At 35.3% G+C, this 24250-nt stretch carries 27 protein-coding genes; 15 read left to right on the top strand and 12 right to left on the bottom strand.

Annotation, left to right across the window (positions count from 1 at the left end; all coding sequences use genetic code 11):
• Nucleotides 1–143 precede the first annotated feature (143 nt).
• The 7 genes from QZN45_RS01165 to QZN45_RS01135 all read left to right on the top strand — a co-directional run bounded on the left by QZN45_RS01165 (nt 144) and on the right by QZN45_RS01135 (nt 7057).
• Nucleotides 144–3734, top strand: coding sequence for a C1 family peptidase (locus tag QZN45_RS01165; protein WP_296810586.1), 3591 nt, complete (start codon nt 144–146; stop codon nt 3732–3734).
• A 229-nt stretch (nt 3735–3963) separates the two neighbouring features.
• Entirely contained in the window at nt 3964–4254 is a 291-nt protein-coding gene (locus tag QZN45_RS01160) for a 50S ribosomal protein L21e (protein WP_292607552.1), read from the top strand.
• A gap of 5 nt (nt 4255–4259) precedes the next feature.
• Nucleotides 4260–4607 (top strand): RNA polymerase Rpb4 family protein, encoded by a 348-nt coding sequence (locus tag QZN45_RS01155; RefSeq protein WP_292607555.1) that lies wholly within the window; start codon nt 4260–4262, stop codon nt 4605–4607.
• A gap of 157 nt (nt 4608–4764) precedes the next feature.
• On the top strand, nt 4765–5409 hold the full coding sequence (locus tag QZN45_RS01150) for a DUF655 domain-containing protein (protein ID WP_292607557.1): 645 nt from the start codon (nt 4765–4767) through the stop codon (nt 5407–5409).
• Nucleotides 5410–5417: 8 nt separating this feature from the next.
• Nucleotides 5418–6290: a 16S rRNA (adenine(1518)-N(6)/adenine(1519)-N(6))-dimethyltransferase RsmA gene (gene rsmA, locus QZN45_RS01145; protein WP_292607560.1), complete on the top strand. Its 873-nt coding sequence runs from the start codon at nt 5418–5420 to the stop codon at nt 6288–6290.
• Nucleotides 6291–6294: 4 nt separating this feature from the next.
• Nucleotides 6295–6879 carry a HemK2/MTQ2 family protein methyltransferase gene (locus QZN45_RS01140; protein WP_292607775.1) on the top strand — a complete coding sequence of 195 codons (585 nt, stop codon included), beginning with the start codon at nt 6295–6297 and terminating at the stop codon, nt 6877–6879.
• A gap of 13 nt (nt 6880–6892) precedes the next feature.
• Nucleotides 6893–7057 (top strand): hypothetical protein, encoded by a 165-nt coding sequence (locus tag QZN45_RS01135; RefSeq protein WP_292607562.1) that lies wholly within the window; start codon nt 6893–6895, stop codon nt 7055–7057.
• A 5-nt stretch (nt 7058–7062) separates the two neighbouring features.
• Here QZN45_RS01135 and dapF read toward each other — a convergent pair whose 3' ends face one another.
• Together dapF and lysA are read right to left on the bottom strand one after the other, a co-directional pair.
• On the bottom strand, nt 7063–7923 hold the full coding sequence (gene dapF / locus QZN45_RS01130) for a diaminopimelate epimerase (protein WP_292607565.1): 861 nt from the start codon (nt 7921–7923) through the stop codon (nt 7063–7065).
• 9 nt (nt 7924–7932) lie between these two features.
• Nucleotides 7933–9216, bottom strand: a complete 1284-nt coding sequence (gene lysA, locus QZN45_RS01125; protein ID WP_292607568.1) for a diaminopimelate decarboxylase — start codon at nt 9214–9216, stop codon at nt 7933–7935.
• Nucleotides 9217–9346: 130 nt separating this feature from the next.
• On the opposite strand from lysA, the gene QZN45_RS01120 reads away from it, so the two are divergent.
• Nucleotides 9347–9751, top strand: coding sequence for an NUDIX domain-containing protein (locus QZN45_RS01120; protein ID WP_292607571.1), 405 nt, complete (start codon nt 9347–9349; stop codon nt 9749–9751).
• Here the strand turns inward: QZN45_RS01120 and QZN45_RS01115 are convergent.
• Both QZN45_RS01115 and QZN45_RS01110 read right to left on the bottom strand, forming a co-directional pair.
• Nucleotides 9748–10449: a hypothetical protein gene (locus QZN45_RS01115; RefSeq protein WP_292607574.1), complete on the bottom strand. Its 702-nt coding sequence runs from the start codon at nt 10447–10449 to the stop codon at nt 9748–9750. The genes QZN45_RS01120 and QZN45_RS01115 overlap by 4 nt on opposite strands.
• Before the next feature lie 23 nt (nt 10450–10472).
• Entirely contained in the window at nt 10473–11633 is a 1161-nt protein-coding gene (locus tag QZN45_RS01110; protein WP_292607577.1) for an acetylornithine transaminase, read from the bottom strand.
• A gap of 70 nt (nt 11634–11703) precedes the next feature.
• Between QZN45_RS01110 and QZN45_RS01105 the strand changes: the two genes are divergently transcribed.
• A complete protein-coding gene (locus tag QZN45_RS01105; RefSeq protein WP_292607580.1) occupies nt 11704–12135 on the top strand; it encodes a peptidylprolyl isomerase in 432 nt (143 codons plus the stop codon).
• 531 nt (nt 12136–12666) lie between these two features.
• Here QZN45_RS01105 and QZN45_RS01100 read toward each other — a convergent pair.
• Nucleotides 12667–12849: a hypothetical protein gene (locus QZN45_RS01100; RefSeq protein WP_296810577.1), complete on the bottom strand. Its 183-nt coding sequence runs from the start codon at nt 12847–12849 to the stop codon at nt 12667–12669.
• Nucleotides 12850–13297: 448 nt separating this feature from the next.
• Here QZN45_RS01100 and QZN45_RS01095 point away from each other — a divergent pair, with 448 nt between their 5' ends.
• Together QZN45_RS01095 and QZN45_RS01090 are read left to right on the top strand one after the other, a co-directional pair.
• On the top strand, nt 13298–13714 hold the full coding sequence (locus QZN45_RS01095; RefSeq protein WP_292607582.1) for a hypothetical protein: 417 nt from the start codon (nt 13298–13300) through the stop codon (nt 13712–13714).
• Entirely contained in the window at nt 13707–14120 is a 414-nt protein-coding gene (locus QZN45_RS01090) for a hypothetical protein (protein WP_292607584.1), read from the top strand. The genes QZN45_RS01095 and QZN45_RS01090 overlap by 8 nt, the downstream gene beginning before the upstream one ends.
• Here the strand turns inward: QZN45_RS01090 and QZN45_RS01085 are convergent.
• Nucleotides 14117–15478 carry an MFS transporter gene (locus tag QZN45_RS01085; protein ID WP_292607587.1) on the bottom strand — a complete coding sequence of 454 codons (1362 nt, stop codon included), beginning with the start codon at nt 15476–15478 and terminating at the stop codon, nt 14117–14119. The two genes, QZN45_RS01090 and QZN45_RS01085, sit on opposite strands and share 4 nt — an antisense overlap.
• 55 nt (nt 15479–15533) lie before the next feature.
• Between QZN45_RS01085 and QZN45_RS01080 the strand changes: the two genes are divergently transcribed.
• Complete coding sequence (locus QZN45_RS01080; protein WP_292607589.1) at nt 15534–16403, top strand: CPBP family intramembrane glutamic endopeptidase; 870 nt, start codon at nt 15534–15536, stop codon at nt 16401–16403.
• 172 nt (nt 16404–16575) lie between these two features.
• The gene (locus QZN45_RS01075; RefSeq protein ID WP_292607591.1) at nt 16576–17190 is read left to right on the top strand and encodes a hypothetical protein; all 615 of its coding nucleotides are present in this window, start codon (nt 16576–16578) and stop codon (nt 17188–17190) included.
• Between the two features lie 290 nt (nt 17191–17480).
• Here QZN45_RS01075 and QZN45_RS01070 read toward each other — a convergent pair whose 3' ends face one another.
• The 6 genes from QZN45_RS01070 to QZN45_RS01045 all read right to left on the bottom strand — a co-directional run bounded on the left by QZN45_RS01070 (nt 17481) and on the right by QZN45_RS01045 (nt 22531).
• Nucleotides 17481–18395 carry a DNA glycosylase gene (locus tag QZN45_RS01070; protein WP_292607594.1) on the bottom strand — a complete coding sequence of 305 codons (915 nt, stop codon included), beginning with the start codon at nt 18393–18395 and terminating at the stop codon, nt 17481–17483.
• Entirely contained in the window at nt 18392–19216 is an 825-nt protein-coding gene (hisF, locus tag QZN45_RS01065) for an imidazole glycerol phosphate synthase subunit HisF (RefSeq protein WP_292607596.1), read from the bottom strand. The genes QZN45_RS01070 and hisF overlap by 4 nt, the downstream gene beginning before the upstream one ends.
• 54 nt (nt 19217–19270) lie before the next feature.
• Nucleotides 19271–19432 (bottom strand): preprotein translocase subunit Sec61beta, encoded by a 162-nt coding sequence (locus tag QZN45_RS01060; protein ID WP_292607598.1) that lies wholly within the window; start codon nt 19430–19432, stop codon nt 19271–19273.
• Between the two features lie 69 nt (nt 19433–19501).
• Nucleotides 19502–19969, bottom strand: coding sequence for a cyclic pyranopterin monophosphate synthase MoaC (moaC, locus tag QZN45_RS01055; RefSeq protein ID WP_292607601.1), 468 nt, complete (start codon nt 19967–19969; stop codon nt 19502–19504).
• A 5-nt stretch (nt 19970–19974) separates the two neighbouring features.
• On the bottom strand, nt 19975–21180 hold the full coding sequence (locus QZN45_RS01050) for a tRNA pseudouridine(54/55) synthase Pus10 (protein ID WP_292607604.1): 1206 nt from the start codon (nt 21178–21180) through the stop codon (nt 19975–19977).
• Nucleotide 21181: 1 nt separating this feature from the next.
• Complete coding sequence (locus QZN45_RS01045) at nt 21182–22531, bottom strand: signal recognition particle protein Srp54 (protein WP_296810571.1); 1350 nt, start codon at nt 22529–22531, stop codon at nt 21182–21184.
• Between the two features lie 99 nt (nt 22532–22630).
• On the opposite strand from QZN45_RS01045, the gene hpt reads away from it, so the two are divergent.
• Both hpt and dph2 read left to right on the top strand, forming a co-directional pair.
• Complete coding sequence (gene hpt / locus QZN45_RS01040) at nt 22631–23200, top strand: hypoxanthine/guanine phosphoribosyltransferase (RefSeq protein WP_292607607.1); 570 nt, start codon at nt 22631–22633, stop codon at nt 23198–23200.
• A 1-nt stretch (nt 23201) separates the two neighbouring features.
• The gene (gene dph2, locus QZN45_RS01035) at nt 23202–24206 is read left to right on the top strand and encodes a diphthamide biosynthesis enzyme Dph2 (protein ID WP_292607609.1); all 1005 of its coding nucleotides are present in this window, start codon (nt 23202–23204) and stop codon (nt 24204–24206) included.
• The last annotated feature ends 44 nt before the right edge of the window (nt 24207–24250 follow it).

Raw genomic sequence — 24250 nt, 5'->3', positions numbered from 1 at the left:
ATTTAGTTATCTTTTCCACCTTATTTTTTTTAATCACTGAACCATCAGCATATATACCTAACAATTTCCACATCAAAACTGAATGATTTAAATATTTTAATCTGTTATATATAACAATTGTAAATATAATGGATGAGAGTATTATGAAATCAAACAAAGTCGTAGCATTCACTCTCATGTTGTTTGTTTTATTGATTTCAATCTCTGCAATATCGGCAGCTGATTTGAACGACACTGACAACACGGCAGAGAATGTTTTAAAGGAAGATAATGTAAAAAGCAGTACGTTTCTAGATTTATGGGCTGATGTAGGTATATCAGAGTCAAAACTAGATCTAGATACAGATTACAAGTTCAACAAGACAACCGATGTGAATTATGATAAAGGAATTAATATAAATAAATATAGCTTTGAAATCAACGGTAATAATCATGTAATTGACTGTGACAATCAGGCAAAAGCATTTAATTTTTCCGGTAAAGGAACATTTACAATAAAGAATTTAATTATTAAAAACGGATTATGTGATTCAGGTTCAGCAATCGTAAGTTATTCCAATTTAATATTAGATAATGTAACTTTTATAAATTGTAATAGTAATGGAACCGTTGACGATATTAAAGTCGGAGCCGTTTTTGTTAAGGGATACAAAGCAGATATTAAAAATTGTAACTTCATTGACAACATCGGAGAAGAAGGTGCTTCAATAACATCTTATGGAAGTGACTTGAACATTAACAAGTGCACATTCATCAGTAGCTCCAATAAAACAATTAAAGGTCAAATTTACATATATAACGCAATAGCAAAAATATCAAATTCCAACTTTTTGAATACAACTTCCAAATATTCAACTGCAATATTTGCTGAGGAATATTCCAATGTAACAATTTCCAAATCAAAATTCAAAAACCTGCTTGCAAATAGAACTGCAGGAGCAATTTGTTTTAAAAAAAGTAATAAATTAACAATATCTGACTGTGAATTTGACAATATATCCAGTACCAATAATGGTGGTGCTATTTTTATAGATATCCCCGCAGACGAAAATGATATCAAAAATGCACTAGTTACAATTAAAAACACCAAATTTAATAATTGTTACTCTGGATTTGGAGGAGCCATCCTTCAGCTAGGTGGAAAATTAAGAATTACCGATACAAATTTCACTTACAATACAGCGGAATACGATGGTGGTGCAATCTATACAAGTTATGCTAATGTAGGCATTTCAACCTCACTATTCAGGTCCAACAGTTTATTAGATAAAGTATCCTACGGAGGAGCATGTTATTTTGATATGGGAACCGTAACTATTAAAAACAATGTTTTCCGAGACAACCTTGGATCAACCGTTTCTACACTCTATGCATACGATACCACTTTATCTTTACAAAACAATGCATTCAACAATCCTTCCAATGTCACAAGCATATACACAGTATATGGAAAAATAAAATCAAATACAAAAAACAGTTACTTCAATGACGTCAGATCATTCAACAATAAAAATAACTTTTACAATTTCAGAAATACAGCAGAACCTTTTAAAATAGTCGACAACACTACTGGTGAAATAGGAGCAGAGAAATATGATTTAAGAGATTACGGTTGGGTCACACCTGTTAAAAACCAAGGATTTATGGGTTCATGTTGGGAATTCGGTAATTTTGCAGCCCTAGAATCTGCATTACTCAGATATACAAACAAAACATATTCATTATCCGTAAATAATGGTGTAAATATCGGGCTTCAATATTCGGAATATGGAAAAAAAGGCACAACTGAAGGCGCAAGTGAATTTGTAGGCTGGTCTTATCTGGTCAATTGGTTAGGAATTTTCCCTGATAAATATGAGGAGTATGATGAACTTAGTAAAATTTCCCCAGTGTCAACAACTTCCGATGACCTTCACATTCAAAATGTTGTTATTATTCCTGACAGTAAAAAACCTGGAGACCGTGAAAAAGCAATTAAAACCGCTCTAGTAAAATATGGAGCTGTAGCGGTTAACCATTATGCAGACTTTAATGAATCAATATACTATAATCCTGTTACAAATGCACAATTTTATAACGGCAAAAATTCAACAGACCACAGAGTCTGTATTGTCGGATGGGATGACAATTATTCCAAACACAACTTCCTTATCACACCACCTGGCGATGGTGCATGGATAGTTAAAAACAGTTGGGGAAGCGACTGGGGAGACGGAGGATATTTCTATCTTTCCTATTACGACACTTCCATGGGAAAAGATGCTACCAGCATTGCCTACGTTATTACCAACGAGTCCTACGATAGGATTTATCAGCATGATATCGGTGGAGAAAATTATTATCATAATGAGGTCTCAGCGTATTTCAATGAATTTGTCGCTGCAGAAGACACATTGATTGCAGCTGTGGGAACCCAATTTTTAAAAGCAGGCATGGCCTATGAAGTGATAATAATTGTAAATGGTATTGAAATGCATACACAAAAAGGCAATAGCAAATATGGAGGATATGAAACAATCCAACTGAATAGTCTTATCCAAGTCAAAAAAGGAGATAAATTTGTAGTAGGATTCTCTAATAAAATGTTTGCTGTTTCTAAAACCAGAATTCCTGTTGAATCCGGAAAAAGCTATGCAAGTACCAATAATGGAAAAACCTGGCAAGACCTTAAAAGCGTTAACCAAATAGCTATTGTAAAAGCATACACAATTGACGATATTAAAGTCACTAAAAACTTGGTGAAATATTATAAAAATACAAAACAATTTACTGCAAAAGTAAGCCCGGGCGAAAAGGTTACTTTCATATTCAACAAAAAGAAATATACCCGAACAGCAGGTGCTGACGGATTGGCTAAGCTTAGTATAAACGCCAAACCAGGAGGATACAAAATTACAACTATTTTCAACAACACAAAAATTGTGAGCTATGTCAAAATAAAGCACACAGTAATTTCAAAAAATGTTGTAAGAGGCTACAAAAGCAACTATAATTATAAAGTGAAATTAGTGGATTCTGCTGGAAAAGCGTTAGCAAAAACCAAGGCTAAAGTCTCAATTAATGGTAAATCCAAAACATATACAACTGACAAAAACGGATACATAACCCTTAAATTTAAAAAATTAACCAAAACACAAGCAATTTCCGTTAAAAATCCAAAAACCAAAGAAGTAAAGAAAACCAAAATCAAAGTTGTTTCAAGGTTCAGGGATGCTAAAAACATTGTAATGTATTACTTTGACGGACATAAGTTTAAAGCAAAAATTATTGGAAATGACGGTAAGGCTGTCGGTAAAAATCAGGTAGTTAAAGTCAAATTTAACAAGAAAAACTACAAATTAAAAACAAATGCCAAAGGTTATATTTCCTTAAAAATACCTGACACAGCAACACCTGGAAAATACAAACTAACCGCTACCTACAAAGGCCAAACTATCAAAAAGACCGTTAAGGTAAAACAAAACCTTAAAACAAAAAAATTCACAGTGAAAAAATCCGCTAAAAAGCTCACTGTAAAAGCAACAGTTAAAAACGGCAAAACTGCTATTGATCGCATATGGGTAATGCTCAAATTAAATGGTAAATCATATGCAATAAAAACCAATAAACATGGAAACGCCATATTTACCTTTAATAAAAAGTTTATCAGCAAGCTCAAAGCGGGAAAGACATACCCAATAAAATTTAGCGTCAATAGAAACACCATCAAAACAACTTTAAAAGTTAAAGCTTAAGAGGAAAAACTTTCCTCTCTTTTTTTATTTTAGTTTTGAATTTTCAAAAATTGGATATGAAAAACTAAAAGTATATTAATAAGATTAAACTAAAAATATAATATTATCATATCACTGGATGATAATTTTTATTTTAACATTCTATGTTACTAGTATTTATGGGCTTTTTAATACTAGGTCGCTGATAACATAGATTTATACCCAGACTACTGATTAAGAGGTTATTCAAATGCAAAGATCAAGAGGATTAAAAAGTAGATCAAGAAAAAAAATGACTAAAGTACAAAGACCGGGCAGAACTAACCCGATTACTAACAGACTCCAAAGATTCGAAGAAGGAGACTTAGTTCACATTACCATTAACCCAAGTATTCAAAAAGGACAACCAGCTCCTAGATTCCATGGTAAAACTGGTAAAATCACTGGTCAAAAAGGTAAAGCTTACATCGTATCCTTAAAAGATGGAAACAAAGCTAAAGATTTAATCGTAAGACCAGACCACTTAAAATTACAAAACTGATTTTTATGATTGGAAAAGAAATAATTGATAGTGAAGCAATACCAAGCTCAAAAGTAAAAGAAATTCTTGAAGACTTCTCACAGGACAATGAATTAAACTATGAACAAAACTTAACCTTAAACCATCTTTCAAGATTCAAAAGATATTCTGTGGAAGACAGTGAAGAGATTATGGAAAAGCTTCAAGAATTATTACCTAACTTAAGAACTAGGGCAATAGTTCATATTGTGGATTTAGTTCCTGAAGATTTAGCAGATTTAAGATTAATTTTTGCTAAAGAACCATATCAACCTACCAAAGAAGAAATGGAAGGAATTTTAGAAATCCTAGAACAATATGATGTTGTGGAATAGTTCTTAAACTATTTCTCTTTTTTTATTTATCTACTTATTTTTCAATAAACTACTAACTTTTTTTAGATATGTTTATTACATTTAAAAACAATAATTTATATTAAGATTATCTTTAGTCAATTTTTTGATTATGAAAAAACAATAGTGAAGTGATAAAATGGAGAATAAAAACAAAAATAACAAAGCGTCAACAGTAAAAAAAGAGGAACATGCTGTTGTACTTGACTATTTAAGTCGTGGATATGTTAAATCCGACATGTCCAAATTTGGTGGAAAAGCCATTGCTCAAGCTATTGGTACAGAACAATTCACTTTACTAGAATTAGCTCCTAAGACTGGAGTAGATTTAGAAATACAGGATACCGTGTATATTGGAAAAGGCAAAAGAGATAAGATATACAGAGTTCTTGGAAAATTAGATTATGAAAACTTAACTGCAACAAGTAGAATAGAATTAGAATATGCTATTCGAGACATTGTTGAATCACAAGAAGACAAATATGTTGAATTCTTTAATACTGCTGAAGCATTAAGTACAAGACTTCATAAATTAGAGTTAATTCCTGGAATTGGTAAAAAATACATGTGGGAAATTATTGAAGCAAGGGAAGAAAAACCTTTTGAAAGCTTTGAAGACTTTTCACAAAGGCTCCCTACTCTAGCAGACCCTGCAGGAATGATTGTAAAAAGAGTACAGCAAGAATTAGATACCTCCACACCAAAAAGAGGTAAAAATAAGTATAATCTTTTCACACAACCTCCAAGAGGTCAGAGGAAACCACAGAGAAAACCAAGAAACTAAGTGATAAATTGACTAGTGATACCTCCCAATCCTTATCTAAAATAACCAAAAACATTTTGAATCAACATGGGATAACATTAAATAAAAATCTTGGCCAAAACTATCTGATTGACAAAAACAAAAGAAATCAAATCATCGGCTTTGGGGATGTTGATAAAAACGATGTTGTTTTGGAAATAGGAACCGGGATAGGTACACTAACAATTGAACTTGCAAAAAAAGCCAAAAAAGTAATTGCAATTGAGCAAGATGAAAACATCTGCAAGATTCTAACCAAACGACTTAAAGATGAAAAAATAGATAATGTAGAGCTAATCAATGATGATGCACTGAAAGTTGACTTTCCGAAATTCAACAAAATCATTTCAAATCTACCTTATCAAATCTCATCACCCATCACATTCAAATTTTTAGAATACGACTTTGATCTGGCCATTTTAATGTATCAAAAGGAATTTGCCGATCGCATGAACGGGGAAGTCGGAAGTAAAAACTATTCAAGGCTTTCAGCAATGTTATATTTCAAGTGCAATGTCGAAACTCTGACAAACGTCAGTGCAGAAAGCTTCATTCCAAAACCAAAAATTGACTCGACTGTCGTCAAGCTGACTCCAAAGGAAAACAGAATATCCGATGATGACTTTAAGATATACTCTAATTTTACAAAAGCGCTATTTCAACACAGAAACAAGAAAATCAAAAATGCTTTGATTGATTCAAGACACATAATAAGCAATATCGACAAAAAGATTCTCAAAAAAAGGTTGAATGCAATTGAAGACGATGAACTTAATGAATATCTCTCAAAAAGAGTTGTTGAGCTGACTCCAGAAGAGATATTGTTTTTATCAAAGAAATTGAATCCTATTTTTAATGAGTGATGTTATGCCTGACTTTATTATAAATACTGATGACAATGTTTATGTTCCGGCAGAAGACAGCTACCTTTTGGCCGACAATCTGGAAATCAAAAAAGGACAGAGCGTTTTGGAAATAGGAACAGGTTCGGGAATCGTTGCAATGTACGCTTCAAGATTAACCGATGACATCACAGTGACAGACATCAATTTCGATGCCTGCGAGCTTGCCCGAAAGAACTTCGCCGAAAACGGAATTGAAAACATTGAAATCCTATGGGGAAATCTCTTTGAAGTTGTGGAAAATAGAAAGTTTGATGTAATTCTATTCAATACTCCATATCTACCTACCGAAGATGATGAAGTTTTAGACAACACAATAAATTATGCCTTCGACGGTGGATTAAATGGAAGAAAAGTCATTGACTTATTTTTAAATGAAGTGGGGAATCATTTAAATGATGGTGGAATTGTCCAGATGATTCAGTCTTCACTTTCAGGCAATGATGAAACTCTTGCAAGATTGGATGAAATGGGATTTATAGCCGAAATAGCTGCTTCAGAACATTTCTTTTTCGAAGATATTACATTAATTAATGCTTATAAAATATAATACAGGTGATAAAATGGAAGAATGGAAAAAATCAGTTTATGTTGGTGTCATATTGATGGCTTTAGGAGCCGCATTTGCAATAATCAGAAAAGAAATAACAATATGGACAATATTAATTTTCATACTGGCCATTGCAGATATTGCAATAGGACTATATCGTAAAAAAAGAGGAATGTAGGAGAATTAGAATTCTCCATCAAAGACAAGTTCAGCAGGACCATTCATGAATGCTCCTAGCTCATCGTCTTTTTCATAAATATTGAATTTTAAGTCTCCACCAGGCAAATGAAGCAAGACATCTTCATCAAATAAGCCTAATTTGAAACCGGAAATAGCTGTGGAAGTCGCACCGGTACCGCATGCAAGGGTAACTCCAGCGCCTCTTTCCCAAGTAATCATTTTACCTTCATTTTTTGAAATGACTTCAACAAAGTGTACATTGATCTTTTCAGGGAAAACTTCATGTGCTTCAATGGCAGGACCGTATTTGTTGATGTCAATGGCATCCACATCATCAACAAAGATTATTGCGTGAGGATTTCCAACACTGATTGCAGTAACATTGAATGTAGTATCAACAACTTCCAATTCACCGTCCAAAAATTCATCAACATCAGCAGTCATTGGAATTTCAGGAGTTTTAAAGGTAGATAAACCCATATCAACTTTAAATAATGCAGGTTCATCATTTTCCAATGTAATTTCTATAGTTTTAATTCCTGCACGAGTTTCAACAGTCATTTTTTCCTGTTTTAAAATGCCTTTTCTGTATACGAAATCTGCAAAGCATCTTATTCCGTTTCCACACATTTCAGCTTCGCTTCCATCTGGATTGAACATTCTGTACCCAATATCAGCAACATCAGATGGTTCTACAAATAATACACCATCCCCACCAACTCCAAAGTTTCTGTGGCATAATAATCTGCATGCTTCAGGTTTATCTTCTTCAGGTATTACTTTGCCTTTGCTTTCATCAATTATAGGAAAGTCATTCCCGATTCCGTGCATTTTTGAAAATTTTAATCCTTTTAAATCTACCATGGTATCAACTTATTTTAAGTGTGGTGGAATGCTTTGTTTAGCATATAAATCTTCATAGGTTTGTTTTTCACGAATTACTGCGCATTTACCATCAGTTACGAGTATTTCTGATGGAAGTGGTCTTGAATTATAATTTGAAGACATTGTGAATCCGTATGCACCTGCATTCATGATTCCTAAAATGTCGCCCTCTTCTATGTCTGGAAGTGGTCTGTCACGTGCAAAGAGATCTCCTGATTCACATACGTTACCTGCAACGTCAACCTCTTGGGTGTTAGGAGCATCCATTCTGCTTGCATCTACAATATGGTGATATGAACCGTACATTGCAGGTCTTTGAAGTGTATTGAAACCTGCGTCCACACCTATGAACTTTCTGTAGCTTTGTTTTACACTGTTTACAGTTACAAGAAGTACTGCTGCATCAGCAACAAGGTATCTTCCAGGTTCTAAAAACATTGTAGGTTCTTCCATGCCGTATTTTTCCAATTTTTCTTTGAACAATCCTATATTGACTTCTGCAAATTTATCCAAATCAAGAAGTTTTTCATCAGGAGTGTAAGGAACACCTATACCTCCACCGAAATCGATGAATTCAAAGTTGATTCCTGTTTCTTCATGGACTTGTCCTGCAATGTCCATAGTAGATTCGACAGCCAATTTGAATGGTTCAGGGTCCAAGATTCCAGAACCGATGTGGGAATGCATACCGATTGGGTTGAATCCTAATTCCTGAGCTAATTTGTATACTTCAACAGCTTCATTGTCCATTATACCAAATTTACTCATTACACCACCGGTAATGGTGTGTTCGTGATGTCCTGCACCTACCATTGGGTTTACCCTGAATGAAAGTTTTAATCCTTCAGGATCAACCATTTTAGCTAATCTTTTCAATGCTGAAACTGAATCGATGTTTAGGACAACACCTTCGTCATGGACATATTTTAGCTCTTCATTTGTGATGTTGTTACCTGTGAAAAGAATTCTGTCTCCGGAAAATCCTACCATTTTGGAGATATGAACTTCACCAGGAGATACTGCATCAATACAGCAACCTTCGCTTTCCAAAATTTTCATGACAGCGATGTTGGTATTTGCTTTACATGCATAGAACACCTTGAAGTCAGGATAATATTTTGAAAATGCACCATAAAATTTTTTATAGTTTTCTCTTATCCTGTTTTCATCAATCACAAAGGTTGGAGTTCCGAATTCTTCTGCAATATCAACTGCATCTGCTCCACCGATATCAAGGTGGTTTTTGTCGTTAACTTTTATATTTAAATCCATAATTAAAACTCCTAAAAAAGTTACATTATGTTTATAATTATGGATTTCGCTTTATTTAAAATTTTTCAAGGAAATGGAATTTCCGTTCAAGTTATTAATGTGTACCTTGAAAAGATAATGTAGTGATACAATGAAGCCGGCATATGGACTAACAGTAAGGGGAATCATCAAAAACAGTGATGATGAAATATTGATTGTAAAAAGACATCCGAAAAGCAGAACCGACCCGGAGATGTGGGAACTTCCTGGAGGAAAAGTTGAAAAGGCAGAGCACTTTGCAGATGCCCTTATCCGAGAAATCAAGGAGGAAACAAATCTTGACTGTGAAGTGGGGGACTTCTGTGAAGCCGTTCAAAACGATTACATGCACAAAAGAACCGTGCAGCTGATAATGTATCTTGATGATGTTTCAGGTGATGTGAAAATAAGCGAAGAGCACACAGACTGGATGTGGGCCAATCTGGATAAGATTGAAACATTGGAGATTTCTACATCTCTTGAGAAAGTATTGAAAAAAAGAAAAGGAAAGATTTAGTCCACCATCATATGACCTACGACGGTTAAACTATCTTTTCTGCATTTCGGGCATGTGGAATTCTGATTCAAGTAGTATACCTCTTCACCGCAATCAGGACAAATATCAAAATCACGGCGAATGAATATTGTCAGGTCATTGGTATGCTCGTTCAGAATGGCCGTGATTTCAGAATCTGTGAAATTTGCATTGTTTTCAGTTATTACAAATTTGTTGATTTGCTTTTTGCAGTTTGAACAGAAATAACCATGATAGATTCCGGCAAATTTGAATTTATTGCCAGCAGAAAAGTCATAATCGTCTTCACCAATGTGGAATTCATCATCAGTATCCAGTGCAAATGAGTAATCGGCCTTTGAAGCGAGTTCGCTTCCGCATTCTATGCATCTTTGAAACTCATCGTCAAACTGAATGATTTTTGAATCATCACTGGAATCCTCAATCATCTGAATTATCTCACCGTCATCCATTTCAGAGGATTTTTTATATATTATGAATTTATTTACGAATTTTTGACATTCATAGCAATAATATTTAGCAAAAAATCCTTTGACCGGTGCGATTGAGCTTTCTGCAGATGTTGACTTTACCAACGGCTTTATGTTAACCTGACCTGTTTCATCAATCCAAAATATTTCATCTATGGAAGTGTAAGTATATCCACAAGTATTGCATAAATATTCTACCCGCCTTGCCATAAACAAAACCTCTTGTTAATTTTTTATAAAATTTCATCTAAAGCTTTTACAAACTCGTCGACTTCTTCTTTTGTAATTATAAGTGGTGGAACGAATCTCAATACCTTATCCGCAGTACAATTGATTAAAAATCCTGCTTCTCGAAGTTTGTCCACATATTCAGCCCCAGGTTTGGTGAGTTCAAGACCAACCATAAGACCTTTTCCTCTTACTTCAGCTATTACATCCTTGTCCAATTTCTTAAGCTCTGAAATGAAGTAGTCTCCAACCTCATTGACATTGTCAAGGATATTTTCATCAACGATTGTGTCCAAAACAGCATTTGCTGCAGCACAGACAAGAGGTCCCCCACCGAAAGTGGTTCCGTGATCTCCAGGGACAAATGCTCCGGCAACCTTTTCTGTTGCAAGGATTCCACCCATTGGAACTCCTCCACCGATACCTTTAGCCATTGTCATGATGTCAGGTTTTACGTCAAAGAGTTCATGTGCAAACAGTGTTCCGCATCTTCCAAAACCTGTCTGAACTTCATCTACAATGAAAACAATGTCATTTTCATGACAGATTTTTTCTATTTCCTTGAGGTATTCGATATCAGGGACGTTAACTCCACCTTCACCCTGAATAGGTTCGACAATGATTGCTGCAGTATTTTCGGTTATTGCTTCTTTAATTGCTTCAATATCATTGTATGGAACATTTATGAAACCTTTAGGAAGTATTGCCTTGAAAGGTTCGTGATAATGTTCATGTCCGGTTGCAGCAAGTGTCACGACTGTTCTTCCGTGGAATGATTCGACAGTTGATATGACTTCGCTTTTTCCGGTGTATTTCACTGCAAGTTTGATAGCTCCTTCATTTGCTTCAGCACCACTGTTTGCATAAAAGATTCTGTCAAAGCTTGTCATTTCAATCAATTTTTTTGCATAGATTAATGCAGGTTCATTGTAATAGATACTTGAAATGTGAATTAGTTTTTCTGCTTGTTCCTGTATTGCTTTTACGAGTTTAGGATGATTATGGCCTAAAGCATTTACGGCAATACCTGCAAACATGTCCAAGTATTCGTTTCCATCAATGTCAGTTACCTTTACACCTTCACCGTGGTCCAGTACGATAGGCTGTCTTGTGAAAGTGTTTATGAAATAATCATCTTCTATTTTTATTAATTCCCGAGTATTCATATAATGCCTCCATAAACTATTTAATCATTAATATTTATAATATTAATATTATTTAAAAATAGGTGATAAAATGAAAGTCGCTATAATCGAAACTGATAAAGGAAATATTGAATTGGAATTATTCCCGAATGAAGCTCCAGGCACTGTAGCCAACTTTGAAAAATTAGCAAACGAAGGATTTTATGATGGATTAACTTTCCACAGAGTAATCCCAAACTTTGTAATTCAAGGAGGATGTCCTAAAGGTAACGGTACCGGAGGACCTGGTTACACCATCAAATGTGAAACTGAAGGAAACCCACACAGACACGGAACCGGAGCATTATCAATGGCACACGCAGGTAAAGACACTGGTGGAAGCCAATTCTTCATTACTCACTCCCCACAACCACATTTAGACGGTGTTCACACCGTATTCGGTCAGGTAATTAAAGGTCAGGACGTTGTCAATGCAATCCAACAAGGAGACGTCATGAACAAAGTGACCATTGAAGAAAGATAGAACTTATCTTTCAACTTCTTTTTTTATTTTAACTTATTAAACTATTTTTAAAGAAAAAATTGTGCGAATTTTAAAAAATTGCTCTCATTTTAAAGGTACATCTAAAATTATCATGATGACTATGCCCAACTTAAGCACATGATTTCAGAATAGAAATTACATTAAGAAGCAATATATCAATATCAAAAATAGATGTGTTTTGGAAAAAATAGTTTGAATAATGACATGAATCTTGAAGACTGGTGATTAGTTATTTCAATGTCTATAACATGTTTACACATGTTTAGGTAGATAGACATTGAATTAAACCACTAATTCGTTAGAATTTAATTGTATCCAAAGAGTGGATTTTAAACTCTATGATATGATATGAAACAATTGATATATAAACTTTATTAATTTTAATTTATAAATTGTAGAAAGTGTCGATTATGAATAAACAAACCCAAATATGGCTGTTTAAGGCCATTGATAAACAATCATCATAATATTTGATTATTTTCTACAATTTAAAGGTGAAATCCTATGGCCTCATGCTAACTTAATATATAACCCATATGAGGTAGAATGCAAGACACCATGAAATGTGGTGTGTATGAGCACTCCAATCCAAAATTTCTCTCGGATACCCATAAGGATTCCTCCTGTTGAATTAGTGGTTTTGCCAAAGAGAGCATTCATTAAAACATCTGTTTTAAATCCTACTATTGGCAATATTATTCTACCTAAAATAATATCACCTCCATGGATCAAGAGTTTGATTATTCAAATATATTTCAGTCAACAGTATAAATTATTTTATTTAATTTAAAGATAATTTTACGAAGTAAGAGCAATTTTATGAATTTAAAGCAATTTAAAAGACGTTGCCATAAAATTGTACGAGTTTTAAAAATTGTTCTCATTTTAAACTGCGTATTTTATATATTGGGACAACAAATCCATTAATTAGAAAAATATCTTTGTTTGAACTTCAACGTTGATTTTAAAAAAATTACAGATTCAATGCAATATTGATTCGACCGTAAAAGCTTTTATTTTAAATATAATTAAAATTTTATATCAATATAGAAAAATTGACCTCAATTAAGATGTAAAACTTTAAATAATGATTAAAACAAAGGATAAATTGAATTTAAAAAAAATTCTGGAGGATAAAACCATGCACCGAAATTACCCGCAAAGATTGGAAATGCAAATTCCACAGGAGAATACATATACCGGACTAGAAAACATGCAAAAGGAAAACATTTCACCTGACGAATCTCTAAAAAATCATTTTAAATTTCCATCAAATAATTTTGATGAAATTAATGAATTCATTATCAGCGACAAAGAAATGGAAAAAATAATCCTGAATTTGCCTGAAATCCTATCAAAGGAATTGCCATACAGAAAACTTTCTATTGATTTCATGAAGGAAACCGATCCAAATGAAAAAATTCTTGAAATAGTAATTTACTCCGATTTGGAATCCGACCAATTACTTCAAAAAGAGGATTTGCTTTGTGACATGTTAATTGACAAATATCCTAAAACAACAATTGAGTACATAATTTTGGTGGAACAATATGAATAGCAATAATTTCGATTGGTATGAATATTATGAACTTGCCAATAGCTACAGTGATGAAGAAGACAATGCAAAATTAAGAACTGGAATTGGCAGATACTATTATTCATCTTTTCTAGAGTCTAGAGATTTCATTTTGGAAAACAATATATTTTTAAATCCTTTCAATGAAAAAATCATGAAATCAACTTCAGGCAGAGTTCACCAAGAAACCAGATCCATATTTAAAAAGCACCCCAACTTAAATAGAAATAATGCTGGTGCAAAAATAGCTCAAAACCTTAATGTATTAAGAAAATATCGCAATATGGTGGATTATGATTCTAAAAATCCCAAAAATATAAAACATACATTTAATAGATGCCATATGAAATCTAAAGAGATATTTGATTTGCTCAATGAATTAAACTAGCTATCAGATTTGATTCCAACAAATGAAGCAAAAACGGAAGCTATGCACAATACCACACAGATAATGCATGTTATCTGACAGCTTTGAATCAATAGAGGATAATACTGCTGAATAATAGGAACGTCACCCATTACAAATGCAAACACCAATGTCAGTATTCCCATACTCATTGCCTGGCCAACCGTACGCATTGTTGCAACAGCTGCTGAAGCGACTGATGTGTCCTTCGGCGGAACGGAACCCATGATTACATTCGTATTCGGTGGTGAAAACAATCCGAAACCGATTCCATAGAGTATCATTGCCACGAATAAAAATTCAATTGATGTTGCGCTGTCCAAAAATGAAAACAGGAATAATGATAACGTACCTAAAGCCATTCCGATAGCTGCAAGGATCTGCGGCACGAACCTGTCAGACAATCTTCCGGCAATTGGAGCTAAAATCACCTGACATAATGGTGCTACAAGCAATATCATTCCCGCAGTCTGTGAATCAAAGCCTTTAATGTATTGCAGGTGATAATTTAGGATTGTTGTTACGGCATAAGTTGCCAGATATGCACACAGTGATGCGAAATTGGCGGACAAAAACTTGTGATTTTTGAAAAATCTGATGTCAAATACCGGATATTTCTGTTTCAGCTCAATCCATGCAAATATTAAAAGAATCATTACACCAAGAACTGTCAATATTACTCCAAGCTGAGTGTTTAGAATGGTGAATCCATACATGAACAGTACCATTCCGATTCCATAGGCAAATGATCCTTTCAAATCCAGAGGAAGGTTTTCAAAGGAACTCCACTCATCATCAATTCTTGTTAAAAGCAGGGCCAGAATAACAAACAGGAACGGAACGCCGAACAATACTACAGATCTCCATCCAAGATTATAATTCAAGATTCCACCAATAACCGGAGACAGGGACAGCCCCACATAAACGCCTGTGATGTTTATCCCCAATGCCTTTCCGCGCTCTTCAGGCGGGAAAGCATTCACAATCATTGCCATTGAAGTGACATTAATGAAAGACAGAGCAATTCCCAAAATCAATCTGCAAGCCAGAAACTGTTCCTGTGATGTTACAAGCACATTGGCAATGGAGATTATGATAAATAAAACAACGCTTATTATAGTGACTTTCTTGAGGCCGTATTTTGCTGAAATCTGACCTGCCGGAACCGACAGTACAGCCACAACAAGTAAAAAAATGATAGTTACCCAGTTTTGAACAATATTGCTCATGTGAAATTCAGTTGCAATTGAGGGAATGACAATGGTAACTGCATTGACCGCAAAAACAGTGAAAAATGACAATACTGTACAAATAAATAAGAGTAAATTTTTTTTATCCATCAATATTATATATTTATGAATGGCTTTAAATATTTTTTAGAATATAGTATATTTCATGAGCGAACATAATACTCCGGAATATATAACATTCCCAAGAACTTTTGAAAATTACAGATGGTATAAGCCCATACTAGTATTTATAATCGGAGCAATTGTATATGTAATACTGCAAGTTGCAATATTTGCAATTTTCGGCATGGCATACGGCTGGAATACAATTTTCCAGTTAATGACACAAGGATACGAAGCGTTGAATTCTGAAGCTGGAAGCTACATCGGCTATCTGTCTGTGGCAATTTTTCTTCCTTCACTATATATTGCAACAAAAATCGTTCAAGACAGACCATTCTCTTCCTATTCCTCATCACGGGGAGGATGGGACTGGAAACTATTTTTTAAATCATTGACTATTCCATTAGCAGTATATCTAATTTATGAAATCATAACTTCAATCATTCATGGTCCTGTTGGTCCAAATACTCTGACAGTAACATTCTTTGTAATATGCCTAATCATAATACCTTTACAGTGCATTGCGGAAGAATACTTTCTGCGAGGGCTAGTTATGCAAACTTTCGGGTCATGGTTTAAGATACCTATCGTGGCCATAATTCTTCAGTCCGTGATTTTTGCATCAATGCACCCCTACAGTATTTTAGGAGTAGTGGGAGTATTGATACAAGGAATTCTTTTAGGGTTTTTAACCTGGCGCAGCAATGGTTTGGAAGCCAGTTCTGCACTCCATTGTGTGAATAATTTAACCAGTGCATATTTTACAGCCATAGGATTTGAAGTAACTTCATCCATAATTGGTCCTTTCGACTTTGCTTCAACAATCATTGTCACTACAGTCTCAGCATTAGGTCTATATTATGTGGGAACTAGAAAAGGCTGGTTCGGTGAAAAAGCCGAGAAATTAATATGAATACGAAAAATCAATGGCATTTTAGAGTTAATCCAATCAAAAAAATAAACTAATAATTATATTTTGACAACAATATAACCATAACGACATTAATTTAATTAATAATTGTATCTTCAATTAAAAGGATAACTATTTAATGAACAAAGTGAAAAAAATAATAAATGGTGATTACATGAACAAAAAAATTACACTAGTAATCTTGAGTATTTTCATTGTTGCAGTAGCTGTTGGAGCTGCAGTAGCTGCTGAAGCAAAGACAAACACCGAAATAAAAATGTTAAGTGAAAAAACTCTAAAAAATGGAGATGACATTGAATTCCAGCTTAAAGATGCACAAGGAAAAGCAATTGCATCTCAAAAAGTAAACATTAGTTTTGAAGCAAACGGCAAATACGAAAATTATTCTGTCATGACAGACAAAGACGGTAAATTTTATTTGGTTTTAACAAATGAAGAATTAGGAGATCACAAAGTAGTTGTCAACTATTATGGAGACAACAAATATAATCCTTCAAAATTGGAAGAAACCATTAAAATCGTGGAAGGTTCATCCAACACAGAAAAAACCAATGTCAACTCAACAGCAAGCACAATCAAATACGAGGACACCAATGCAAGTAAAACCCACAATAATACTGATGAGCCTCTTTATTATGACGCAGAATACAACTTCTACTACGACCAATGGGGAGTTATTGTAGGCGGACAAAACGATGGTGCTGACGCTGCAGACATAGTTCAATTCTACAGAGACCAAGAAGCTAAAGGAAGCGATTCATTAGAATAGATTTTTTTAGAGCATTTTAAATGCTCATTTTCCTATTTTTTTAAGGGAAAAATGAAATATTCTAATTATTATTAATTTTTCTAATTTTTCAGTTCTATGGATTAGGCATAAGTTTTAGATTTAAAGAAATATGCGTTGTTTTTATTTTATAATTTTTTTATTATTATTTTCTCTTTATTTTTGATAAAAAGCAAAAAAATTGAAAAATAGTAAAATTAAGTTTTTTAATAATGTTGTCCTGTTAGTGCCGATTTCTTGAATGTCTAATTTTTAAAAAATAGCCATTTGCTTCATTTCAATTTTTTCATCAGTCCGCTCATTCTTGCATAGTGGAACATGTAAAGCTGGACATAACCTGCATTTTTGCCGAACTCTTCCATTCCAAATTCACGAACCTTGGCAACGCTTATATCCTTTCCTTCAAAATACAAATGAGAAACAATGCGTTTTATCCATACATCCGATGGAAAAGCTTCCCTGAAGTTGAATCCATAAAGCAATATGCAGTCAGCCACTTTCGGACCGACTCCCGGAACTTCAAGTATTGTTTCAAAGGCTTCATCATAGCTCATCTTGAAAATTTCGTGGAGGTCGATTTCATCTGTAAACATCTCAGATGCCCTCCTCATGTATGGTGCTCTATATCCTACGCCGCAACTTTTGAGATTATTAGTGCACATTGAAATATCTTGAATATCTGACGAATTAAATTCATCCTCATCATCCAAATAAACATTTAATAAATCATTGCTTTTAGGAAAAGTATAGTAATTGCCGTGCTGATTTCCCCAGTTCTGTTTTATCTGAGAAATCGATTTGGTCCATCTTTTGATTGAATTGTTTGCAGAGCATATAGATGAGATTATGCATTCAAAGGGATCATTCGCCAGAAAAAGTCTCAAACCATTGCAGAACTCAGGCATTTGCGCCAATTCTGCATGATTGCCCAGATACTTATAGAATTTATCCAAATCAAAATTCAAGTCAAAAATGTAATTCAATTTGTCAATGGCTTGCTTGTCTGAAATATCTCCAGAATAATTGAAATCTAAAAATTCGCCGGATTGCTTGACATTAAAAATAGCCTGATTGCCATTGACATCAACAACATTGGAAAAAGTACCGTCAACTTCACACCATGGAGGCTGTGAAGTCTGACCGGACAGTTGAGTTAACTCCAAATCAATAGGTGTCCTAAGAATCATAAGCGAACAGCCACATTATTTTCTTTTAGATATTCTTTAACGGTCCCTATTGAATACTGATTAAAATGAAAAATGCTTGCTGCAAGAGCCGCTGAAACATCGGTCTTTTCGAAGACTTCCAAAATATGTTTAGGTTCGCCAACGCCTCCGCTTGCTATGACTGGAATGTCAACTGCATCATTGATTGTCTTGTTAAGCTCAATGTCATATCCGTTTTGGGTTCCATCCCCATCCATACTGGTTAGGAGAATCTCACCTGCACCCAATTCCTGACACCTTAAAGCCCATTGGATTGCATCAATGCCTGTAAATTCACGTCCACCGTAAATGCTTGTATCAAACCAGCAATAGCCGTTATCGGTTTCTATGACTGTCTTATCCGGCGCATCATCAGGATGTGAAACATACCTTCTTTTGGCATCTATCCCAATCACGACAGCCTGTGAACCTACAACCTTTGAAGCTTCTGTTAAAAGCTCCGGATTTTTGATTGCAGCAGTGTTTGTTGAGCATTTGTCTGCTCCAGCCTTAAGCATTTTAATGTAATCGTCAACTTTTCTTATTCCTCCACCTACACAAATCGGCATGAAAACGTTTTCAGTCAGTCTGTCTATCACATCTGCCATGGTGGCTCTTCTTTCATGAGATGCTGTGATGTCTAAAACTACAACTTCATCTGCACCTTCCTCATAATAGCGTGTAGCAAGGTCTACAGGGTTTCCTGCATATTTTATTTCCTTAAATTCCACTCCCTTAACAACACGTCCTTCCGGAACCTGCAAGTCACAATCTAGGCAAGGAATAATTCTTTTAGTTAACATATTATCTAAATAAATAAAAAAAAGTAGTATCGTTTTTTAAAAAAAACAATAATTTTAAGCGGAATATCTTAAAACGAAACAAAGTATAGCTACAATAACAGTAGCGACTAAAACGTGCTCAGGAGAAAGTTTTGGACCTACACTTTCTTCATCAAAATATCTTACTAATCCAGCACCTGTCTGAGGCATGGAAATCTTATTATCTTTTTTTGACATAGTAATCTCCTATTAAGTTAATTAATAAAAATAATTGTATATATCTATTTTTTTCATAGTATATAAAGGTTAGATTTTTTCTTTTTTGATAACTTTGATATCGCTGATTCTGGTGTCCGGGTACTGTCCGTCTTCATCCTTTTCAACAGCCTTTACCATATCCCATACGGTAAGCAACGCTACGCTGACACCAGTTATTGCTTCCATTTCAACACCGGTTTTGCCTAAAGTATTTACGGCACATGTTGCTATGATTTCATCTGTTTTAACTTCAAAATTAAGCTCTATACCTGTCAATGCCAACGGATGGCAAAGGGGAATTATTGAAGAGGTATTTTTTACCGCCTGAATTCCTGCAATTTGAGCGGTTGTCAGTACATTACCTTTCTTGATTTCTTCATTTTGAATCATTGCCACGGTATTTTCATCTAAAAAAATACTGCCGCTTGCAATAGCTCTTCTTTTTTGATCCGGCTTTTCGCCAACTTCAACCATGTGGACTCCACTTTCTGTTAAATGTGTAAATTCGTCTCCCATAATACCTACTTCTCGCTTACTTCAATTACATCCAATTTCTCACAGATTGCCTTAACACCTAAAATATCACTGACATTTGGCTGGCTTCTTCCGTCATCACCGGAAATCAGCTCCTTGATATACAAACCACCTTCGGTTTTGATTTTCATGTTGAATGAATAATCGTCAATGACTTCACATGAAAGGTCTAACACATGCTTTATGCGCACCTTATCGGCACGACGCCTTAAAACCCTCACCGGAGTCTGCTGATGAATTTCATTTAATTCTGTCAGCTCATCAAGCTTATTTATATCAAAGGCACCGTCACATTTGACAAGTGCATTATAAACCTTATAAGTGTCCGGAGAGGATTGCTTTATTTCCGCCTTTCTTCTTCTCTCGCAGACATGAAGATTGTGATAGGAGGTTTTTCCCTCATTAATCCTATTGATTTCTTCTTCAAGTGTTGGCAAATCAAGTTTTCTTATCTTCGGTTCCTTGATTTCCAAAACGAATGGTCTTCCAGAACCCAACATCAAAACGTCAATGTCTTCACGGCCTGCACCATGGAATTTTGCTTCCCTTCCTTTTGTCAGTTTTAAAAAGTGCTCGGAAATCAGTTCTTCAACTGACTCGGGATATTGCTTGCCTGTGAAATTGCACTCTTCACATCCTCTTCCCTTGCATTTTGTACATGGCCATTTTGTCTGAGGGATTCCACGTTTCCATTTGTTGTATTTTCCTTCAACATACAACGGATTGATTTGAATTCTTACCTTTGGCTCTTTGATTAAATCAACGTTAAAGACAATGTCCTGGCTTTCGAATTCTGCTTCCTTGCCATATATTTCCCAAATTCCAAGACCAATTAGCCTGTTAACTTCCTTTTTTATGGTTTCAACGTTCAAATCGAATTTTTCAGACAGCTCCTCATCCCTCTTTTGAATGTCCTTGCTGATTTTTGAACCTACCAGAAATGTATCGAACTCGACTCCCAGCTGATTGATCTTATCGTCAATCTTTTTATATAAATCGTCGTTGAGCTTGTCAAAGAGGTTGTCGCAAACTATGCATTCTCCGTCCAGAGTGATTCCAAGTTCGCTGCAGACCTTGTCTGCCCTTTCTATGTTGTTTGAACCCTCGACTGTTTTTGACAGTTTGCGGCCAAGACAATTCCTGCAGATTTTGCCGTCACATTCATCCAAAATCTGTTTAGCTAATTCCAACATGTTATCTGTTCATGAATTGTCCCATCATACGGTTCATTGCACCGCCACCTAAACGACCACTACGTTTTCCGATTCCCTTCATGGTCTTTTTGGTGTTGTTGTAATATTTCAAAAGCTCTTTTACTTCAGTTTCATCAACACCTGAACCTCTGGCGATTCTTTGAATACGTGACTGCTTGATGATTTTCGGGTTCAGCATTTCCTCTTCAGTCATTGAAGACATCATGATTTTATAGGAGTCAATCTTGTCCTCGGTCATCTTGGAGGCTTCCTTGGAAATCTTGTTTCCCATACCAGGAATCATGTTGAGCACCTGCTGCATCGGACCCATCTTGTTCATCATCTCAAACTGGTTTTTCATGTCCATCAGTGTGAACTTACCTGTGAGCATGTTGTTCATGGTCTTTTCTGCAACGTCCTCATCGATGTTTTCTTCAGCCTTTTCTATAAGGGACTGGATATCCCCCATACCGAGGAGTCTTGAAATGAACCTTTGAGGGTCAAAGAGTTCAAAGTCATCGATTCTCTCACCAGTACCGATGAACTTGATAGGAGCTCCTGTTTCTGCAACTGCAGACATTGCACCCCCTCCTTTGGCTGAACCGTCAAGTTTGGTAATTATGATTGAACCGATATCGGTTGCCTGTGAAAACGCTCTTGCCTGTTCACCTGCCTGCTGACCGATTGTCCCGTCGATAACGAGAATAGCTTCGGTAGGATTGATGATGTTGTCCAGCTCATCCATCTCTGCAATAAGGTCTTCCTCATTCTTGTGCCTACCTGCAGTATCGAAAATGATGACCTTTCTGTTTTTGAATTCCTGCAGACCTTTTTGTGCAAGGTCAAGCGCATCCTTATTGTTCGGGTCTCCATACAGCGGAACGTCCATCTCTTCTGTGAGCTGTTTTAACTGCTCATATGCTGCAGGCCTCCATGTGTCTGTACAGACAACGGCAGGATTGAAACCCTTTTTTTGAAGGTATCTGCATAATTTACCGATGGTGGTAGTTTTACCGGAACCCTGAAGCCCTAAAAATAGAATTTTGTATGGCTTTTCGTTGATATCCAAACCTGCTGCTTCGCTTCCAAGCAGGTTCACCATCTCTTCATAAATGATAGTTATAACATGTTCTCTTGGAGTGATACCCTTTGGAGGTTCCTCTTCAAGAGCTCTTGATTCGATTTTTTTTGATAATTCTAAAACTAGTTTAATGTTAACGTCAGATTGAATTAAGGCACGTTGTATATCTTTTACAACTTCTTTAATTGTCTTTTTATCAATGACAGACATCCCTACTAATTTTTTCATCGTATTAGTAAGATTTTCACCTAAACTTCCGAGCATTGCCATTTTAATCACTCTTAATAATATTTTATATTAGCAAAATTATATAATTGTATTAAGTTATATTTATATCTAATAAATGTTTTATAATTTTTGTGTGATACAATGTTAGAAGAAGTAAAAAAATCATTAGAATCCTCACCAATCGTGAAGAAAGGTGAATACAATTATTTTGTTAATCCTATAAGTGATGGAGTACCTGCAATGAACCCTTTAATGCTTAGGGAATTGGCATTGGCAGTTCATAAGTATGCTGATTTAGATGTGGATAAAATAGTTGCTGTTGAAGCAATGGGAATCCATTTGGCTACCGCATTATCCCTTGCAACCGACATTCCCTTCGTAGTGATTAGAAAAAGGCAATACGGCCTTCCGGGTGAAAAGGAAGTTTATCAAAAAACCGGTTATGGCTCATCAAACCTTTATGTAAATGACCTGCACGAAGGCGAGAAGATACTGCTCATCGATGATGTTGTAAGTACCGGCGGAACAATGGTGGCACTTATCAGAACCCTTGAGGATATGGGCCTTGATTTGAAATCCGTGGTAGCCATAATCGACAAGGGAGAAGGCAAGGAAATAGTTAAAAAGGAAACCGGCAGAGATGTACTGTCACTTGTAAAGCTTGACGTCATTGACGGCAAAGTGGTTATCGAAAGCACAATTGAAGATTAAAATGTCAATGTACAACATGGACCTGGACAGGGTAATCAGCAAGATTAACTCAAAGGATGCGAAAAATGTAGGCCTCCAGTTTCCGGAAGGTCTTAAGATGCAGGCAATCAAGATTGCCCGAAAGATTGAATCCGAAACTGATGCAACAGTCATAATCTCCGGTGACCCGTGCTTTGGAGCATGTGATGTCAGCGACTATAAGATGAAGGGATCTGTAGATTTGATAGTCCATTACGGCCACACTCCTCTTCCGCTGAAGTATGAGGTTCCCACAATTTTTGTTGAAGCCTTTGCAAAGATAGACCTCAAGAAGGATTTGGAAAAATGCCTGGATGCCTTGAAGGACTATTCGAAAGTAGCGTTGGTAACCACAACACAGCACCTGCACCTTTTAAATGAAATCAGAGATTATCTGGAGGACAACGGCAAGGAAGTTGTTCTCGGCTCATCAAAGTCAACCAGAAAGGGACAGGTTCTGGGATGCAACTTCTCGTCAATCAAGGATTTGGATGCTGAGATATTCCTGTTTATAGGAAGCGGAAACTTCCACCCTCTAGGAATCAACCTCTTTTCAAACACACCGGTTCTTGCATTGGATCCGTACAACAATGAGCTTAGACGAATGGATGAATATGCAGACAGAATATTGAGAATCAGATTTGCAAGAATAACAAAGGCAAGAAGTGCTGAGAAATGGGGAATTATCGTATCCTCCAAGGAAGGCCAATACAGGATGAAGCTCGCAAAGGAAACAAAAAAGCTTCTTGAAGAAAATGGAATGGAAGCCTACATCATTCTGGTGGACAATGTGAATCCGGATGTGCTTTTGCCATATCTGGAATTGGATGCTTTTGTCGTCAGTGCATGTCCGAGAATAGCTATTGACGATTCTCAAATGTATAAAAAACCTTTACTGACTCCACAGGAGTTGGAAATTGTATTGAATAAAAGGGAATGGGAAAATTATCAATTAGACGAAATATTATTCCATGAACGATACCAATGATTTAAATAGTAATATCAATAAAATTATTATATTAAATAAAAATT

Source organism: uncultured Methanobrevibacter sp. (assembly GCF_900314695.1).
GTDB lineage: Archaea > Methanobacteriota > Methanobacteria > Methanobacteriales > Methanobacteriaceae > Methanocatella.
Note: the sequence above shows the minus strand (reverse complement) of the source record. Positions and strands in the feature narration are given on the sequence as shown.

Coding starts and splice junctions, on each gene's coding strand:
- QZN45_RS01110 (WP_292607577.1), bottom strand. CDS start 11,633: ATGAATACTCGGGAATTAATAAAAATAGAAGATGATTATTTCATAAAC.
- QZN45_RS01095 (WP_292607582.1), top strand. CDS start 13,298: ATGCACCGAAATTACCCGCAAAGATTGGAAATGCAAATTCCACAGGAG.
- QZN45_RS01155 (WP_292607555.1), top strand. CDS start 4,260: ATGATTGGAAAAGAAATAATTGATAGTGAAGCAATACCAAGCTCAAAA.
- QZN45_RS01150 (WP_292607557.1), top strand. CDS start 4,765: ATGGAGAATAAAAACAAAAATAACAAAGCGTCAACAGTAAAAAAAGAG.
- QZN45_RS01050 (WP_292607604.1), bottom strand. CDS start 21,180: ATGTTGGAATTAGCTAAACAGATTTTGGATGAATGTGACGGCAAAATC.
- hpt (WP_292607607.1), top strand. CDS start 22,631: ATGTTAGAAGAAGTAAAAAAATCATTAGAATCCTCACCAATCGTGAAG.
- QZN45_RS01085 (WP_292607587.1), bottom strand. CDS start 15,478: ATGGATAAAAAAAATTTACTCTTATTTATTTGTACAGTATTGTCATTT.
- QZN45_RS01090 (WP_292607584.1), top strand. CDS start 13,707: ATGAATAGCAATAATTTCGATTGGTATGAATATTATGAACTTGCCAAT.
- QZN45_RS01165 (WP_296810586.1), top strand. CDS start 144: ATGAAATCAAACAAAGTCGTAGCATTCACTCTCATGTTGTTTGTTTTA.
- QZN45_RS01120 (WP_292607571.1), top strand. CDS start 9,347: ATGAAGCCGGCATATGGACTAACAGTAAGGGGAATCATCAAAAACAGT.
- dapF (WP_292607565.1), bottom strand. CDS start 7,923: ATGGTAGATTTAAAAGGATTAAAATTTTCAAAAATGCACGGAATCGGG.
- QZN45_RS01140 (WP_292607775.1), top strand. CDS start 6,295: ATGCCTGACTTTATTATAAATACTGATGACAATGTTTATGTTCCGGCA.
- QZN45_RS01135 (WP_292607562.1), top strand. CDS start 6,893: ATGGAAGAATGGAAAAAATCAGTTTATGTTGGTGTCATATTGATGGCT.
- hisF (WP_292607596.1), bottom strand. CDS start 19,216: ATGTTAACTAAAAGAATTATTCCTTGCCTAGATTGTGACTTGCAGGTT.
- QZN45_RS01080 (WP_292607589.1), top strand. CDS start 15,534: ATGAGCGAACATAATACTCCGGAATATATAACATTCCCAAGAACTTTT.
- QZN45_RS01160 (WP_292607552.1), top strand. CDS start 3,964: ATGCAAAGATCAAGAGGATTAAAAAGTAGATCAAGAAAAAAAATGACT.
- QZN45_RS01075 (WP_292607591.1), top strand. CDS start 16,576: ATGAACAAAAAAATTACACTAGTAATCTTGAGTATTTTCATTGTTGCA.
- moaC (WP_292607601.1), bottom strand. CDS start 19,969: ATGGGAGACGAATTTACACATTTAACAGAAAGTGGAGTCCACATGGTT.
- QZN45_RS01070 (WP_292607594.1), bottom strand. CDS start 18,395: ATGATTCTTAGGACACCTATTGATTTGGAGTTAACTCAACTGTCCGGT.
- dph2 (WP_292607609.1), top strand. CDS start 23,202: ATGTCAATGTACAACATGGACCTGGACAGGGTAATCAGCAAGATTAAC.
- QZN45_RS01105 (WP_292607580.1), top strand. CDS start 11,704: ATGAAAGTCGCTATAATCGAAACTGATAAAGGAAATATTGAATTGGAA.
- QZN45_RS01060 (WP_292607598.1), bottom strand. CDS start 19,432: ATGTCAAAAAAAGATAATAAGATTTCCATGCCTCAGACAGGTGCTGGA.
- QZN45_RS01045 (WP_296810571.1), bottom strand. CDS start 22,531: ATGGCAATGCTCGGAAGTTTAGGTGAAAATCTTACTAATACGATGAAA.
- QZN45_RS01115 (WP_292607574.1), bottom strand. CDS start 10,449: ATGGCAAGGCGGGTAGAATATTTATGCAATACTTGTGGATATACTTAC.
- lysA (WP_292607568.1), bottom strand. CDS start 9,216: ATGGATTTAAATATAAAAGTTAACGACAAAAACCACCTTGATATCGGT.